Source organism: Desulfomonile tiedjei, from assembly GCA_016212925.1.
Taxonomy (GTDB): Bacteria; Desulfobacterota; Desulfomonilia; order Desulfomonilales; family Desulfomonilaceae; genus JACRDF01.
This window is the reverse complement of the sequence record JACRDF010000006.1, coordinates 227,179-243,896: the sequence shown is the minus strand read 5'-3', so window position 1 is coordinate 243,896 and position 16,718 is coordinate 227,179. Positions and strand designations below refer to the sequence as shown.

Sequence of the window (16,718 nt, the reverse complement as noted above, 5' to 3'; positions counted from 1 at the left end):
GTGACATTCGCATCCGCTTCGCCGTCATCTATGCCAAAGTTTGATTTCAGGATGTCAATTATAGGGTGATAGGCAACCCCACGGCCGTAAGAGAGACACTTTCCTTCCAGGAACAAGATGTCTTCGTTAGCCACAGCCTTTCTGAACTCATACAGAAGCCGGGACTTTCCGACTCCGGCCTCGCCCATGATGGAGACAGCCTGACCTCTGCCCGCCTTTGCTCTCTCAAAGGCATCAAGTAAGAGTTCCAATTCCCTTTCACGTCCGATAAAGCGGGAAAGGCCACGCTCAGCACTAACATCAAATCTAGTGGTTCTAGTGCTCGGAGCGATCACACGATAGACCTTCAAAGGACTTTCTTTACCTTTGATTTCTCGCTCTCCGAGGGCCTCGAAACGGAAGTATCCTTCGGCGAGCTTGAACGTATCCTCGGTGACATACGTGGTCCCCGGCTCAGCCAGTTGCTCCATCCTTGCCGCCATGTTGATGGTGTCCCCGACGGCCGTGAATTGAACCCGAAGATCGTTTCCGACAGTACCCACCACGACAGGACCAGAGTTGATACCGATCCGCACCAGCACTGGCGGGATGTTCTTCTCAGTTTTGAGCTTGTCGTTGAACCGGGTCAGCTCTCTATGGATGGCCAGGGAGGATCGGATTGCCCGCTGGGGAGCATCCTCAAGGGCAATGGGGGCTCCGAAGAATGCCAAGACTCCATCACCCCGCATTTCATTCACCGTGCCTTCGTACTCATGGACCTTGTGGATGATGAGTTCGAAGACCTTATCCATCAGAGAAAAAGTCTCCTCTGGGCCGAGCTTTTCAGTGAGCGGTGTGAAACCCTTCATATCAACGAACATGATGGTGACGTGCCGCCGCTCTCCCTCTATCCGCTCCTTTTGCGACAGGATCTTCTCAGTCAGACCGCCGGGCAGGTACTTCTGAATCTTGGCAAGCTTTTCGTCAAAGGAGAGGTCTTTGCGCAGGGTGGTGGCTCCGGGAGCAATCAGACTGCGGCCGCACTCCAGGCAGAATTTGCTATCGGGGGGTACGCTCTTGCCGCATCCGGGACAGGTGAGTTCGAGCTTATTGCCGCACTCCTTGCAGAACTTAGAGCCATTGGGAAGCTCGATTTCGCACTGTGGACATTTCATGGCCTCCCCCCAGACTGTGGAGACAGAAGGAACGCTGGAATCCCTAGACTCTGAGGAAACGCAATATGATGGAATAGATGATGATTGTCCCCTCCCCCTGATGGTCCAGTTTTACTCTAATTTGCAGCATAACCTTTGTCAATTTGTTCCTTGTGCAGCAAAGTCTCAAGCCTTCTTTCGCGGTTTATTGGGTGAGTTATGGCCATTGGCGTTCAGTGCGTCGTCCGCTCATTTCTCTGCTCTTGCGATTAATCTTGGATTCTGCCGGTCGTCGTGCGAGCGGCCTGTGGACATGTGACGGAAGCGCTTTGCCGGCAAGATGCTTAAAATGACCGGCAAGATGCCGGTCCTACCAATCCTCGGAGTTGGCAAGAGCTTCTTTCGGCCGCGGTAACTGGATGGTTACTGAATCCCAAAAGTCTTGACAACAGAAGCACATGCCAATAAGTTAGACTAGTAGGCTTGAAGCGGAGAGATGACCGAGAGGCCGAAGGTGCTCGCCTGCTAAGCGAGTGTAGGGTGTTGAGCCTTACCGAGGGTTCGAATCCCTCTCTCTCCGCCACCGTTTTTGCGGTCCAACCTTCCTGCGATTACACTCCGCGTCAATCATCGGCTGTCTGTCTATCTCTCTCGCTCACAGCATTATGCGAAGAACGCCAAGCAAATGATAATGGCTGCACAAACCCCTGCCGCGTCCGCGATCAAGCCTGCATGGACAGCATAACGGGTACGGGCGACGGAGACAGCTCCGAAGTATACTGCGACTACGTAGAGCGTGGTTTCTGTGCTCCCCATTATCACTCCCGCAAGACGGGCCTGGTACGAATCAGCTCCGTGTTTCGCTATTATCTCACCCAATAGTCCAAGGCTCGCTCCGCCCGACAGCGGCCGCGTCAGTATGAGACTCACGACTTCGGGAGATAGACCCAACGAATGCATGATGTCAGGGAAGAGCCCTGCAAGAAGGTCCAACCCTTTCGAGGCCCTGAACATGCCTACAACCACAAGGATGGCCACAAGATAGGGAATTATTCGCACGGCAACCTCAAATCCTTCCTTGGCTCCCTCAACGAAGGATTCGTATACTTTTACTCCCTTGAAAAAGCCGTAGACCGGTATCCCTACGAGGAACGCCAGGAAGATAGCATTGGACGCAGCCGCGGAAAACTCAGGCAAGCCGTTCATCTTTCCCCCCCTTTTCAGAGTTGTCGCGAAAGCGTCGCATACGGGACAACAGGCGAGCTGCGGTGACCCCCGCCACTGTAGAGACACAGGTGGCAATCAGGGCCGGGAAAACGATGACCGTGGGATCGGCCGAGCCTCCACCTGCCAGAAGTGCGATAGCCCCCGCGGGAATCAATTGAATGCTCGAAGTGTTTATCGCGAGGAACATGCACATTTCATCGGTGGCGGTTCCTTTCCGTGAATTCAAGGTATCAAGGTCTTCCATGGCCTTTATGCCCATGGGAGTGGCCGCATTATTCAACCCGAACATGTTGGCGACCATGTTCATTGCCATACTACCCAGTGCAGGGTGACCGTCCGGTATTCGAGGGAAAAGGAATCGCATCAAAGGCGCTATCATCCTGGTGAACGCAGCAACAAGGCCGCTATCCTCCGCGATTTTCATTATCCCCAGCCAGAGGGCCATTATACCGGTCAGCCCCAAGGCCAATTTGAACGCCGAAACCGCGCTTTCGGTGACCGACACGACCACTTCCCTCACTTGGCCCGTCGCCACGGCTATCGCCACAGATCCGACCAAAAGCGCCAGCCAGATAATGTTCAGCATATCTGTTCACCCCCAATAAGGCACGCTCGCCCCCGCAAGATAACCGAACCTGCATGCGCTCGCCACGGAATTTTAGGCGACAAGGTAAGTGTCCAGTTACGCGGGGCAAATTGAGGGTGCTGGGCAGGGAGCACGGCAGGGCCGGCATCTTGCCGGTCACCCTGGTTTTCGGGGCTGGTTGGCGGCTCATACCAGTTCGCGTTCAAAGAAGTGATTTATGTGGGAGGAGAAGCAGCGCCAAACGTGAAAATCCCCCCTTTCCCCCCTTTACAAAGGGGGGAAAGTCAGCGCATTACCCCCCTTTCCTAAAGGGGGGCTGGGGGGATTTTTTTCAAACAGACCAACTTTGGATGTTATCGTTTTGATAGCGCATTGGTATCGGGTTCCCTCGCGTAACGGACAGGTTACGAGAGGCGGGAGGAAGCCCGGGTGCGCAGAACTACGATGCTTTGCTTTTTATGAAGGCGATACTGGAAACAGGAATGGTGTAAAGATCTTGGCCGGATTCGACACCGATCAATCCGTTTTCATTCCAGGACAGAACGCCGCTGATCGTTGTTGCAGACCCCAGCAACAAGATTTCGACCTCCGTCTTGGCCGTAGAAAGTCGCTCCAACACACTGCTCACACTGGAGGCCCGAGGGGCGATTGGTGGCGCGAGCGACGGTGCGATCCTCGGCGAAGAAACCATGCTGGTAGGACGATCGCCCGAATCCGGCGCCTCCAGCGGTGGGGCGACTATGTCGGTGACCACGCTGCCCGTCATGGATATGTCGTCAATCAATTCGTCTATGATCGTTTCGTCAAGGACCAAGGAATCGTCCACGGCCTGACTGGCGACCGAGAGCGGCGAGCGTGCTTCTTCCCCTGCGGAATCCGGGCTGAAGACCGGAGCTGCGGCAGGGTCAGGACGACCGGCAGCCGCGGCGGAAGGTCCTGCCGCGGGCTGCACAATGCGTTGGCTGAGATTCTCAAAATCCTGAAGCATGTACCGGAAATTGGGATTGATGAACTTCACGTCACAGTTCACCGGCTTGCCGGCAATCTTGGTGTTGACTGTTTCAGGGAGGCGCAGGGCGGTGTCGAGGTTCACGTCCGTGTCGCAGTTAAGATGCGTGCCGATGTTCTGAAGAATCTTCTCGACGCGCTCAGGGTCAGAAACTTCAGTGACTTCCTTTAGCAGCCAGTACAGATGGGCTCCGCGACCGGATTCCACTATTATTGACGGGGCCCGCGGGAAACTCCGGATCGCTCGAGCTGCTTGCTGTGGACCTTCAAAGAAGGTCTTTTTCCCGTCGTGCCCTTCACTGCCTATGTCCAGATCAGCCCACAGAGCGACTACGTAGTGGACGTGCTCCTTCTCGGCCTTCATCCTTTCACGCGGACAAATCCCGAAATATACGTCTCTATCTTCTCCGTAGTGTTCTTTGGCCAGGATATCGATGTTCGGAAAGTACCGAGTGCTCATTTTCGGGTCCCCGCGCTTGACGCTTTTTACAAGGATAAACCCCCGGTGTTCTTTGTAATACTGGGCAAAAATCGCTTCCAAGAAGTCCTTGCGGGTGAACCGAGCGACCATGAGAAAACCTTGCATAGTCAGAATTGACGGTAAATATCAAAGCGTTATTTTAGTCTTGATTCTCTGAATTGTCAATAAACCGTTTGAATGGTTTGATCCTCGCCGCAGCCACAGCCGCGAAATTTGCGCGACGACCTGCCCTTTGCCGTGCTCCGTTGGGCTTGCATTTTCCAAAAAGTCTGGTAGAGTCCTGCGCTTCTGTGCCGAACGAGCACGAGCTAGAAATGGCTTCAACAGCCGCTTTTCAGCTCATGCCGTTCGTATTTCGCCAGTGGCGAATGCGGTGACAAGAAAAAAATCACCCAACAAACTAGTCAATAGAAGAGAGGTAAGATGAGGTATTTTTTGGTTATGGTTTTCTTTTTGCTGGCCCCTGTACACGCCAATGCAAAAAGCATCGAAGAACATATTCTGGTTTCATATAGTCTTGTGGTGGATCAACTGAAAAGCCGCGGACTTGGAGGGCCGCTTGCGGAAGAGGTAGGAAGGTTCGGGTTGATCCGGCAGCTGATCGAGGACGGTCAAAATAGAGAACATTCGGTAAGCATAGTCGGCATGTCCATGGGTGGGGCTAATGAGAGCGTACTGAAGGAACTGGGTCTCACCATGGGCTGCACCAACGAGGAAGGCTTCACCTTGAAGAAGGTAACATCAGGCGAGGGTGAGACATTCTACGCTGTGCACGGACCTCGCGCTAATGTATGTTCCGCTGTCGCGATAACACTACTTTGGGACAAATATATTAACCATGCCTACACATCGAGTTTCACGAGCGATCAAATCGAGGCGTGGAATATGTCAAAGGAGATCTCCGGCAAGATCTGTTGTAACCAAGCTAGGCCTGAAGAGGTCGAGAAATACTATGGGGAACTGGCCGCACCCCGAAGAAAGGCCATCGAGAAGGCGAATCGAATGTACAGCCCAACTGCGGCTCAAGTCATCACTAAGATAGTAAACGACATGAAAGAAGTCTTCGACTTCGCCAGATTCTAAACAACATAAGCGTTCCCCGGGAACCCCGGGAGAACGCTTATATTCATAGCACTACCTAAAATGTGTCATTTCCGTTCGCGTTCGTGCGATGAACAACCCGTTAGAGGCCACGGACCTGACGAGGATCAGTTTCGTGGCCGCCCCCAAATGAGGTCCGGATCTCACCGCGGCTTTGAATCCTGCGTTTCGCTGGACTGGATTCCTGCTTTCGTCGAAATGATGGTACGTTGCCCATGTTTACCAGACAACCATCTTGGCAATAGCTATATTTCATCAAGATGTGGGAGTTTTTGGGGCGGCTGGGCCACGCATCTGGAAAGCCTGCGCAATCAACCACAATCTCGTTAGTGCATCTCGCTGGATTTCGGCTTTCGTCGGCATGACGGTAAAAGCCATCGCATCGGGGCAGGTGACCTAAGTCAACCACATTGCCCCGTAAGGTGGCCAAGGTAAAGTCATGAGCCCTGCACATGGACAACTAATAGTGACATGAGGCGAGCTTCTCAGCTATCTTTGCTCTTACCCTTGGGAGCTTCTCCCTTTTTCTTGGTGTCCTTTGTAGGACTCTTTTGGCTGGCCTTTTCCAAGTTGTCCTGGATTACCTTGTTGCCCGGCGCCAACTTGGCGGCTTTTGTCAAGTTAAGCACCTCCTGCTCGTGATTCCCCTTCTTGCCCAGGCTCACTGCATAGTCGTTGTAAGCCATGGCGAGATCGTTCTTGATCTCGGCGTTGGATGGCGCAGCGTTCATCGCTTTTTGAAGAAGGCTGATCTCTTCCTGGTGGTTGCCGGCTTCACCCTTTTTCAGCGCTTCGTTATGGTAGGCCGCGGCCAGATTTGACTGGACCGCCTTGTTGCCTGTGTCAATTTTTGCCGCCCTTTCGAGATACTCGATAGATTTTGCCGCCGACCCTCCCTTATTCTCCTTCACCGCTTCTTTCAGCAGCAGGTTGCTGATATTCCTGATGGTGGCCGGGTTCTTCGGGTCGAGCTTAAGGGCTTCCTCCAGGCTCGATATCCGTTGCGAAGGCGAAATCTGGGCACTCTCGGAAACTGCGTAGTTATTGTAAGCCGCTGCCAGGTTTTTCTTTGTTACCGGATCGTTCGGAAAAATCTCCAAGGATTCCTTCAGAAGGGCAATCTGAGCCGACGCGTCCCCCTCTTTGCCTTTTAGGACCGCCAGGTTGGAGGTGGCCCTGCCCAGGTTTTCGACTATTGCACCTTCCTTACCGGACAGCTTTTGGGCTTTGCGAAGATATTGGATCTCTTCCTCGAACGCGCCCGCTTTGCCCTTTTGCAAAGCAAGATTGAAATAAGCCGTTGCCAAGTTCTTCTTTATCTTGGGATTGTCAGCATCAAGTGCTGCGGCTTTCTCCAGTCTCGAGACTTCCTCGGTATGGTTCGCACTGCGTCCCTGCCCTACTGCTGCGTTGTTCAGCAAGGCGGCCATGGCTTTTTTTGCCACCGCATTACCGGGGTCAATGTCAAGGACCTGTTGCACGAATTCCATCTTGTCTTTGAGGCTGATCTTTTCTTTGGGCAAACCTGCGCACAGCAGCGCGGACTGAATGAAATTTGCACGGATATCCTTATCTTCGGGCGCGAGTTTAAGCGCCTTGCTCATGTAGCGGATCCCTTCGGCCACCTTCCCTTCCCTGTTGAGTTTGAGGCCAAAGTTGTTGTATGCCACTGCCAGCACACTCGTATACTTGCTGTTCTGCGGATCCAATTTCACCGCTTTTTCCAAGGCAGAAAGCGCTTCCTGGACACTGTCCCGCGACAGCAGGTGGCTTCCTCGGAAAAATGCGTTTTCAGCCTGGACAGCGTCGGACGAGTCTTCAGCGAATAGAGGTTGCCCGGGTATAAGAAAAAGGGTCACAACTAAGACAAGATAGGCTCGAAGAACCTTTTTCGCGCTTCTGAGCATCATGGACATCTCCTCGCGGCATGAATTCTATTCAGGCTTGATCTTATGCAGCCGAAACCAAGATTCCGCATACGGTGTGAGTCATATCACGATGGTAATACAGGGTCAATCCCTCACGATTTGTGAAACATGTCGTTTCGATCACGTGGGCGAATCAGAGGCGAACGATTGGTTGCTCTCATTGGTTGCTCACCTCGCCCTGCCAATATGAGGAGTGCGATGCAGGCTTGGCCGGGTTACCGGAACAATATCGACACTGACTTGACAAAAGCTAGGTTAGTAGTAATAAGAGGTTCCTGAGATCGGGATCTTAAGGAGGAGACTTATGATCGAGGTACAGGGACTGACCAAATATTATGGTCGGTTGCCCGCGATCAAGGATGTGAACTTTCGCATCGAACCGGGTGAGATCGTAGGGTTCCTTGGCCCGAATGGCGCAGGGAAAACCACCACGATGCGCATTCTGACATGTTTTTCACCGGCTTCATCAGGGAGCGCTCGTGTCATGGACATGGACGTGCGCGAGGACTCCCTGAAAATAAGGCAGAAAGTCGGGTACTTGCCGGAGAATGTCCCCCTCTACGACTGGATGCGCGTCAAGGGATATCTCGAATTTGTGGCAGCCGCCAAAGGGGTATCCGGGGCAATGAGAGCCGCGGAGATCAACCGGGTGGCAGTGTCGGTGGGCATCGATCGGGTTATGGGAAAGCTCATCCGAACCCTGTCGAAAGGATATAAGCAAAGAGTGGGCCTGGCCCAGGCCCTGATGGGAGATCCTCCGATCCTCATCCTTGACGAGCCCACCATCGGTCTGGACCCGAAACAGATTCGTGAAATAAGACAGCTTATCAAGGGGTTTGCCCAGAACCGTACGGTGATATTGTCTACCCACATTCTACCTGAGGTAAGCCAGGTCTGCGATCGAGTCATCATAATCAACAAAGGGGCGATTGTGGCTGAAGACTCCCCTTCGAATCTGATCCGAACCCACGGGAAGGCCTCCAGGTGCCAGATTGTCGCCAGGGCCCCCGAAAAGGAGTTTCAATCTTTGCTGTCCTCCCTGGACGGTGTGCTGTCCGTCCATTCGAGCAGCGTATCCCACGACGGCCAAACCGGGGCGGTCGTTGAAACAGGTGCGGAATCGGATATGTGCCCCTTGCTGGCTCGATCCATAGTGGAAAAAGGGTGGGATTTGCTGGAGCTACGGCCTATCCACGTAAGCCTGGAGGACGTTTTCATCGACCTGGTAACCGAAGAGACTGAAGAATACACTTCTACAGATGAAGCGGGTGAAAAGGAGGTTGCTTAATGGCAGGATGGTACCCGGTGTTCCGCAAGGAAACAGCCAACTTTTTTGTCTCGCCGATAGCTTACGCGGTAATCGCGATCTTCCTGCTTCTCTCGGGCTTCTTTTTCTGGGCCAATGTCACTTTCATGAGCTGGATGAGCCTTCAGGCAGCCAACAATCCGATGATAAGCGCGCGTATCAACCTGAACGACGTCGTGATCCGGCCGCTTGTTCAGAACATGGCTATTCTCATTCTGTTTTTGATGCCGCTCCTCACCATGAGACTGTTTTCCGAGGAAAAGAAATCCGGAACCATCGAACTGCTCCTCACTTACCCCGTGACCGACGTAGGGGTCCTCTTAGGTAAATTTCTTGGCGCCATCTTGTTATTGGTGGTGATGCTGGCAGGCACGTTTCCTTTTGCCATAATGCTGGCAGGTATTGGGAGACCCGATTACGGCGTTTTCCTGACCGGTTACCTCGGTCTCTTGCTCATGGGCGGGGCATTCATGGCGCTGGGTATGTTCATCTCTTCGCTGACCGAGAACCAAATCGTAGCGGCCGCGATCTCTTTCGGCGCGGCAATTCTGTGCTGGGTGCTCAGTTGGAGTTCAAGCCTGACCGATGAAACGACCGGCGCGGTCCTGAGGCAACTGTCCATACTGGAACATGTGGAGTCGTTGAATAAAGGGATACTTTCATTGGCGGACATATCTTTCTTTGTCCTGTTCACCGCGTTTTTCCTCTTTTTGACATTGCGCTCCATTGAAACTTACCGGTGGAGGGGGTGAGGAATGAAAGCCAACGGATTGCAAAGACAGCTACTATTAGGAGGCGGGACTGCCGCCGGGATTTTGATATTCCTGGCGATCATCGTCGCCATCCAATACATAATATTGCAGCATCCCAAGAGGTGGGACCTTACCGGGACCGGTAAATACACCCTGGCCGAGCAGAGCAAGAAAGTCCTGGGAACCTTTAAGGACAAAAAGATCCCTGTCGAAGTCCTAGCTTTTTATGAAACCAAGGATCAGGCCCAGCGAGAGAACGTTCGCGACCTGCTCAATCAATACAGAGACGTGTATGCGGATTTCACTTACTCCTTTGTAGACCCGGATAGAGACAGAGTTACCGCAGTGCAAAACAAAGTCGAAGCCTACCCTACCGTCGTGCTGAAGGCCGGGAAAAAGGACGAGCGCATATCCGCCGCGGACGAGGAAACACTCACCAATGCGCTACTGAAGCTACTGCGAACCGAAAACAAGAAAGCGTACCTGCTGAAGGGCCACGGAGAGTTATCGCCCGGAACAACTGAAGCTGAGGGATTTAGCGTTGCAAAAGAGCAGATCGAGAAGCAGAACTATACGGTGGCAGATCTGGTTCTCATGCAAACCCCATCAGTGCCGAAAGACGCCAGCATCCTGATAATTGCCGGACCCAAGACCGATCCGGTGGATCCTGAGTTGGACTCCATCAGAGAGTACCTCAACCGTGGAGGTAGCCTCCTGGTTTTTCTGAAGCCCTTCAAGACGCCCAAGCTGGCAGCCATGCTAAAGGACTACGGATTTGAGACCAGAGACGATATTATCGTTGATCGCATGAGCCGGGTGTTCGGCGGAGACTTATTGATGCCCGTGGTTACCACCTATATCAAGTTCCCTATAACCAAGAACTTCGACCTAGCTTCGTTTTTCCCCGAGGCCAGGTCCGTGAAAGTCGCAGAGAAACCGGCTCCTGATGTGGCGCCCAAAGAGCTGTGCTTAACTAGCCCTGTTTCTTGGACAATCAGTGAGGAACAGCTTCAGTCGGGCAAGGCGGACATCGATGAAAACTTCGGGATGAAAGGCCCCATCCCGGTCATGGCCGTTTCCACTGTCACTTACCCTGACTCGACGGAGCAGGCAGCCTCAGCGGAAAAGGGAACATCGCAAGAGCCCAAAGCCGAGGCGGAGCCTCCCAAACCTAAGAAAGCCAGGATAGCAGTCTTTGGCAGTTCGCTCATCGCATCAAACAAGTTCTTCAAATTACAGGGGAACGGCGATCTGATCATGAACTCTATCGCATGGTTGGCCGAAGATGAAAACCTCATCGCAATCCGGCCGAAATCAGGCAAATCGCAACCGATAGTGTTGACGGCAAGCGAGTCGCTCGCGTTTCTGGCGATCCCGGTTTTTCTGATGCCTTTGGCCTGGATTATTCTAGGGGCCGCGGTTTACTTTTATCGCCGACGCTCGGTTATTGCATGACGGCCAATCCAGCCAATGTGCCAAAGCGCATGTCTTAGGCCTGTAGCTCTAGACGAGACTGTTTCTCGGAGGTCCTCTGCAAATGAAGTTGGGCAAGGTGTTAGTTTATCTGATAATTCTGGTAGCGGTGGCCGCCTACTTATATCTGGTCGAGATCAAACACAAGGAGAAGCAAGAGACCGCTGAAAAGCAGGCCAAGAAGATCGTTCAGTTAGAAAAGGACAAGATTGTCGAGATAGAACTGCAATCGCAGGACAAGGGAAAGATCGAACTTAAGAAGCCTGCGGAGATGTGGGTCTTGACCGCACCGGTGAGGGCCAAAGCGGACGAAGACGCAGTCAACACACTGCTGAACTCAATTGCGGGAGCGGAATCCGAGAAGGTTATCCTGGAAAAAGACGTAAAATGGGAGGATTACGGGCTAGATAAGTCGGACTTCTCAGTCACGGTAGCCGCCGACGGCAAGACGACCAACATCTCTTTCGGCGCGAAAAACCCTGCTAAGACTTCCTACTACGTCAGAGTCGGAGAGGACCCGCGTCTTTTCCTTGTTGCCGATACCCTAAAAAATGCACTCAACAAAACCACCTTCGATGTTCGTGACAAATCCGTTCTCGGTGTAGCGCCCGACCAGGTGGAGCGAATCGTAATCACCAAGAATGGAGCAGAGACGGAGCTTAAGCGAGATAACGGCGGGAAGTGGACCATGGTGAAACCCGAACAGATCAGGGTGAAGAGCCAGACGATAAGGCAGGACCTAATCAATCTGACCAACCTTGCTGCTCGCCGAATTATAGATGAACCCCAAAAGGAAGGCGACGCGTACGGCCTGGACAACCCTGCCGAGAAGATACAGCTTTCAGGCAAAAATCTGGATCACACGCTACAAATCGGGAAGACTGAAGATAAGGAGGCAAGGCCGGGCTCTGCACCAAATCGTTATGTCCGCGTTCAGGGTACCGACACTGTCTATGTTGTGGACGGTAAGGCGGTCCAGGAGATGAAGACCGATCCCCAGGAACTCCGAGACAGATTCTTACTTACTTTCAAGCCCCTGGATATCCAGAAGTTTGAAATAGAGCTGGACGGGAAAAAGTGGCTGGCAAGCCAAGGAAATGACAAGAAGTGGAGCTTGGAACAGCCTGAAAAGAAGCAGTTGATCGACGCGTGGCCGATTACAGGCATGTTGTGGGACCTCAAGGACTTGGAATGGAAAGCCATGACCAAGCCTCTCCCCCAGGACCTGGCCGCAGTGCATCTGGATAAGCCGCGACTGGTCGTCTCGTTGCTGAGGAAGGATCACAAAGAACCCTTAGTGCTCAAGGCCGGCTGGGAACCTGTCTTGCCGCCAAAGGAAGGCGACCGACAGACGCAACCGGAAGCAGAAACAAAACCTGCTGAGAAAAACGATGGCTCCGCCGGTTCACCAGCTACACCACCGGCATCCACTCTCCCACCTACAATCAACGCGATTGTCGACCCGCACGAAGAAGGCAGCGCCCTGTTTGTCATTGACGCCGGAATAATTGAGCGTTTGAAGGGCGATCTCGAAAAACTCACGGAAAAGAAGTGATGCAGTCTCCTTTTTCGATCTCATACAAGTGGGCTTTAAAAACGAAGGGGTTGTAGCAGTTCAAGCTAGGACATGCTTCTGTTTAGACCGCGATAGCAAGCAGGTCTATAGCAGTTGCCAATGTTATTGGCCTATTCGGAGAGCGGCATTCCGTCATTCCTGCGGAGGCAGGAATCTAGCAATCTTTCCTGGATTCCTGCCTCCGCAGGAATGACGGGTGCCCAAGGGAAGTATGGCAGGGGAAACGTTGGACCCAATAGGACATAGTTCTTTGCAATGGCCATAAACCTGCGGCTATCCACGGTTGACCGCTATCTTTCGCGTTGCGAAGGTCAATAAGGAACGGTTGCGTATCTCAAAGCCGCGGTCAGGCCCGCTCTCATCGACGCGACCACATCTACACGGTCGGCAATCCCATACCGTTGAGCCAGATCCTGCACGTCGTGGTACCCCAGCCACACGGTCCCATCAGGTTCCTCCCACACTACGACTCGTAAGGGCAGTTCCAGAGCGATGCCTGGGCGGCTCAGCATCAGGTGAGTCCCCACAGCGGGGTTTCCGAAGATCAACACCTCTGTGGGCCGCAACTCCAGGCCCTTCTTTTTTGCCGCGGCAGCGTGGTCTATCCTCGCGGCGATATCGACACCGCGGGCTGTGAGAAAGCCCCAGAGCCGGTCCACGGTAGTCGCGACCGGGTAGCAACTCTCCAGACAAGTCATGACCTTCGGCCCGACCGGAGGCCCCAACTTTCGGTTAAAAGCCCCGGCAATGAGACGGGCCAGTGCGGTGAGGTCCACCCCTTCCTTGTTCGCGCACAGTGTCACGCACACAAGTTCGGACTTGTCGGTAAAGCGGCTCAGGTAACAGGAAAACCCGGGCACGCGACCCTCGATGTCCATGAGCCCCTTATGGCCCGGGAACCGCCACCCGCAATGCGCCGGCACCATGGTTCCGTCGCTCAGTTTCACAGCGTTGTACAGAAAGTCGCGGTTTTCCTTTTTGCTGACAAGAAGGTCGCCCGCCAGCCCGATGTCCCACAGGCTGATATCCTCGGCTGATGCCAGGATCGCCGCGGCGCCATACCAAGCGCTTGAACTGTTCGGTTTGGTCGGCACGAGCTTGCCGTCTTTTTCGGTGTAACCGGTGGCCATTTCCGTCGGATTGATGAAGGACGGGTCGCTCAAGAACTCTTTGTGTTTAAGATCATTTTTCTCGACCGGCTCCTGTTTGACGCCGGGCAACCCCGAAGCGAACAGCGTGTTCTTGAGCCCCAGTCGTTCGATCTGGTTCTTGGTGATAAAGGCTTCGTAGCTCATACCACTGACTTTTTCGACCACCAGTCCGAGCAGGAAGAAGTCGGTGGCGCTGTTGGCTACCTGTGTGCCGGGTTGGAAGACCAGGGGAAGGCGGCTTTTCACCAGGGCGAGCACTTCGCCGGGTTTGTACTCCTGGGCAGGGTTGAAGGCAGCCTGTTTCGTGTAGTCCGGCAACCCGGAAATATGGGCCATAAGTTGCCGCACCGTGATGGGCCCCCATTCCACGGGTAAGTCGCCCACATGCCCGCCTACGGGGTCATCCAAGGTCATTTTTCCGGCTTCAACCAATTGCATGATTGCCACCGCCGTGTACGCCTGGGTCATCTGTCCGACATTCCAAAGGGTCTTCGGCGATGCCAGCAACCTTTTCTCGACATCAGACACCCCATACCCAACCACGCGCGAGATATAAGGCGCTTGCACTATGGCCAGGGTCATCCCGGGGATGCGGTGTTCCTTCATGAACGCAGCCATCATATCGTCGATGGCTTGACCTTCAAATTCCACACTTGGGTCGCCCCGCTTGGCAGAGACCGGCTGAACTGAGGTGAGCATGAGTACTCCTAAGAAACATAGCCAGACAAGTTTCGCGATCAAGATACACCCTCCGAACAAAAGTTGTGCCTCACGGATATGCAATGAGTGGTCAGTGGTCCTGGAAACCTGTTTTCTGTAACGACGCGGAATCGCGCGGGTCCGCTCGAGCACGAGTCGTCGCTGACGATTCACCTCGGTCTTATTCGGACCATCAGGGCTGTCAAGGCTGCCGGTGTGACACCCGACACACGGGATACCTGCCCCAAGGAACGCGGTCGGATGGCCTTGAGCTTGTCTCTCAGCTCTCTGGAGAGACCCGGGACTGCGTCGTAATCTAGATCAACAGGAATTAAGGCCTTTTCCATTTTTGCGAATTGATTTGCTTCTCGTTTCTGCCGCTCGATATATCCCTCGTACTTGACTCGTATCTCGATCTGTTGCGCCACCTCTGAGTCCATGTTCGACGACAACAGGCCCAAATTGACAAAATCATCGACCGACATCTCCGGTCTTTTCAAAAGCTTGGCGCCAGTGAGGGGTTCTTTCATCTCGGAGCCTCCTCTGGCCCTTATCAGATCATTTATCCGATCGTCGGGCCTGACCCGGATGCTTTCCAGGTCTTGCAAGCAATTGTCTATGGCTGTGAGCCTCTCTTCGAACTCCTGGGCCAAGGGTGACGGAATCAGACCCAAAGACTCCCCCTTCTTCAGTAGCCTTTCCGCTGCATTGTCCTCTCTCAGAAGCAAACGATACTCGGCCCTGGATGTGAACATTCTATAGGGCTCGACAACGCCTCGGGTTATGAGGTCATCTATCATCACTCCCATATAAGCTTCAGAGCGGTCGAGGATAAACGGACCCTTGCCGAGTACGGCAAGCGCAGCGTTTATTCCCGCCCAGAGCCCTTGAGCCGCGGCTTCCTCATACCCGGATGTTCCGTTGATCTGACCGGCAAGGTACAAGCCCCTGATAGTCTTGGTTTCCAAGGTGGGCTTCAGGCCTGTTGGGTCAAGGAAATCGTATTCTATGGCGTAGGCCGGCCTGACGATTTCAGCGCGCTCCAAACCCGGGACCGACCTGACCAGGTCGATCTGAATTTCGGGTGGCAAGGAATTGCCCAGGCCCTTCAAATAGACTTCGGTTGTGTGGAGCCCCTCGGGTTCCACAACCACCAGATGGCGGCCGCGCTCAGGGAATCTGGCGATCTTATCTTCCAGTGAGGGACAATAGCGCGCCGGCGTTCCCTTGATGGCTCCCGAATACAGCGACGATTTCGTAAGGTTGCGACGAACCAGATCGTGAGTCCGATCCGACGTATGAGTCTTGAAGCATGAAACCGTCGGACGTTCTATTGAATGAGTCCGCAATGAAAACGGCCTTATTCGTTCGTCGCCGGCATCCTCTTCCATCGCGTCGCGGTCGACCGTCGCCCCTTTAAGCCTTGGAGGTGTCCCGGTCTTGAACCTGCCCCAGGAGAGTCCGATTTCCTTGAGCCGGGCTGCCAGTCCGCCGGCGGCAAATTCGCCCATCCTTCCCGCTGAATACGCGACAGGCCCGATGTGTATCACGCCGTCAAGGAAAGTCCCGGACCCCAAGATCACGGCCTTGGACCGGACCTCGTAACCGGAGCGTTCTTGCACACCGATACAGGCGTCTCGGAAAATGATCAGACCCTCGACCATCTCCTGCCGAACCAGAAGATTGGGCTCCAACTCGACAGCGGCCTTCATGGCGAGCGAATAATCCAGCCGATCGCACTGCATTCTGGACCCTTGCACCGCAGGCCCTTTGCTGGTTCCAAGCAGTTTGTACTGTATGCACGAAGCATCCGCAGCTCGCCCCATCTGGCCGCCGAGCGCGTCTATTTCCTTCACCAGATGTCCCTTCCCCAGTCCTCCTATGGACGGATTGCAGGGCATGAGGCCAATGGTGTCCGCATTCAAGGTGTACATCCACACGGAAAGCCCCATTCTCGCCGCGGCCAACGCGGCCTCACATCCCGCGTGGCCTGCGCCGACCACTATTATGTCCACATCCGGCACATGCATGTTCCGTCCAGTCAATCCATCATAAATATATCATGTTAAATAACAGGCACAAATAAGATAAACTTAAAGTATAAAGTTAGCATCCTTCGACCGGGTTTACAGCCACGGCCGGAAAGTTTTTACAGTCCCTTGCTTGTGCTGTACGGGATTCTCAAAGGACCTCCCGTTTAACAGTATAAATGAGCCATAGGAAAGATCAAGCTTTCCAGGAGGCAGGCTTACCCCGGATGATCGCCGAGCGGGCAGGCCGCGGACCAAGTGGTTACT

12 protein-coding genes and 1 tRNA gene are annotated in these 16,718 nt (G+C 53.8%); 6 read left to right on the top strand and 7 right to left on the bottom strand.

Annotated features, from left to right (window positions below):
- On the bottom strand, positions 1 to 1,154 hold a 1,154-nt coding region (locus HY913_03650), incomplete at its 3' end, for an AAA family ATPase (protein ID MBI4962347.1).
- Between the two features lie 469 nt (positions 1,155 to 1,623).
- On the opposite strand from HY913_03650, the gene HY913_03645 reads away from it, so the two are divergent.
- A tRNA-Ser gene (locus HY913_03645) sits at positions 1,624 to 1,716 on the top strand.
- A gap of 80 nt (positions 1,717 to 1,796) precedes the next feature.
- Here HY913_03645 and HY913_03640 read toward each other — a convergent pair.
- From HY913_03640 to HY913_03630, 3 genes are all read right to left on the bottom strand, one after another.
- Positions 1,797 to 2,339 carry a spore maturation protein gene (locus HY913_03640; GenBank protein ID MBI4962346.1) on the bottom strand — a complete coding sequence of 181 codons (543 nt, stop codon included), beginning with the start codon at positions 2,337 to 2,339 and terminating at the stop codon, positions 1,797 to 1,799.
- Complete coding sequence (locus HY913_03635) at positions 2,323 to 2,946, bottom strand: nucleoside recognition protein (GenBank protein MBI4962345.1); 624 nt, start codon at positions 2,944 to 2,946, stop codon at positions 2,323 to 2,325. The genes HY913_03640 and HY913_03635 overlap by 17 nt, the downstream gene beginning before the upstream one ends.
- A gap of 439 nt (positions 2,947 to 3,385) precedes the next feature.
- On the bottom strand, positions 3,386 to 4,525 hold the full coding sequence (locus HY913_03630) for a hypothetical protein (GenBank protein ID MBI4962344.1): 1,140 nt from the start codon (positions 4,523 to 4,525) through the stop codon (positions 3,386 to 3,388).
- A gap of 333 nt (positions 4,526 to 4,858) precedes the next feature.
- Here HY913_03630 and HY913_03625 point away from each other — a divergent pair, with 333 nt between their 5' ends.
- Positions 4,859 to 5,518 carry a hypothetical protein gene (locus HY913_03625; protein ID MBI4962343.1) on the top strand — a complete coding sequence of 220 codons (660 nt, stop codon included), beginning with the start codon at positions 4,859 to 4,861 and terminating at the stop codon, positions 5,516 to 5,518.
- A gap of 503 nt (positions 5,519 to 6,021) precedes the next feature.
- On the opposite strand, the gene HY913_03620 is transcribed toward HY913_03625, so the two are convergent.
- Entirely contained in the window at positions 6,022 to 7,446 is a 1,425-nt protein-coding gene (locus tag HY913_03620) for a hypothetical protein (protein MBI4962342.1), read from the bottom strand.
- A 322-nt stretch (positions 7,447 to 7,768) separates the two neighbouring features.
- Between HY913_03620 and HY913_03615 the strand changes: the two genes are divergently transcribed.
- The 4 genes from HY913_03615 to HY913_03600 all read left to right on the top strand — a co-directional run bounded on the left by HY913_03615 (position 7,769) and on the right by HY913_03600 (position 12,550).
- Positions 7,769 to 8,752, top strand: coding sequence for an ABC transporter ATP-binding protein (locus HY913_03615; protein MBI4962341.1), 984 nt, complete (start codon positions 7,769 to 7,771; stop codon positions 8,750 to 8,752).
- Positions 8,752 to 9,522, top strand: a complete 771-nt coding sequence (locus HY913_03610; protein ID MBI4962340.1) for an ABC transporter permease subunit — start codon at positions 8,752 to 8,754, stop codon at positions 9,520 to 9,522. Before HY913_03615 ends, HY913_03610 begins: the two co-directional genes overlap by 1 nt.
- A 3-nt stretch (positions 9,523 to 9,525) precedes the next feature.
- Positions 9,526 to 10,977, top strand: coding sequence for a GldG family protein (locus tag HY913_03605; GenBank protein MBI4962339.1), 1,452 nt, complete (start codon positions 9,526 to 9,528; stop codon positions 10,975 to 10,977).
- An 82-nt stretch (positions 10,978 to 11,059) separates the two neighbouring features.
- Complete coding sequence (locus HY913_03600) at positions 11,060 to 12,550, top strand: DUF4340 domain-containing protein (GenBank protein ID MBI4962338.1); 1,491 nt, start codon at positions 11,060 to 11,062, stop codon at positions 12,548 to 12,550.
- Positions 12,551 to 12,882: 332 nt separating this feature from the next.
- Here HY913_03600 and HY913_03595 read toward each other — a convergent pair whose 3' ends face one another.
- Complete coding sequence (locus tag HY913_03595; GenBank protein ID MBI4962337.1) at positions 12,883 to 14,421, bottom strand: serine hydrolase; 1,539 nt, start codon at positions 14,419 to 14,421, stop codon at positions 12,883 to 12,885.
- 170 nt (positions 14,422 to 14,591) lie between these two features.
- Positions 14,592 to 16,451 carry a tRNA uridine-5-carboxymethylaminomethyl(34) synthesis enzyme MnmG gene (gene mnmG / locus HY913_03590; GenBank protein ID MBI4962336.1) on the bottom strand — a complete coding sequence of 620 codons (1,860 nt, stop codon included), beginning with the start codon at positions 16,449 to 16,451 and terminating at the stop codon, positions 14,592 to 14,594.
- Positions 16,452 to 16,718 lie beyond the last annotated feature (267 nt).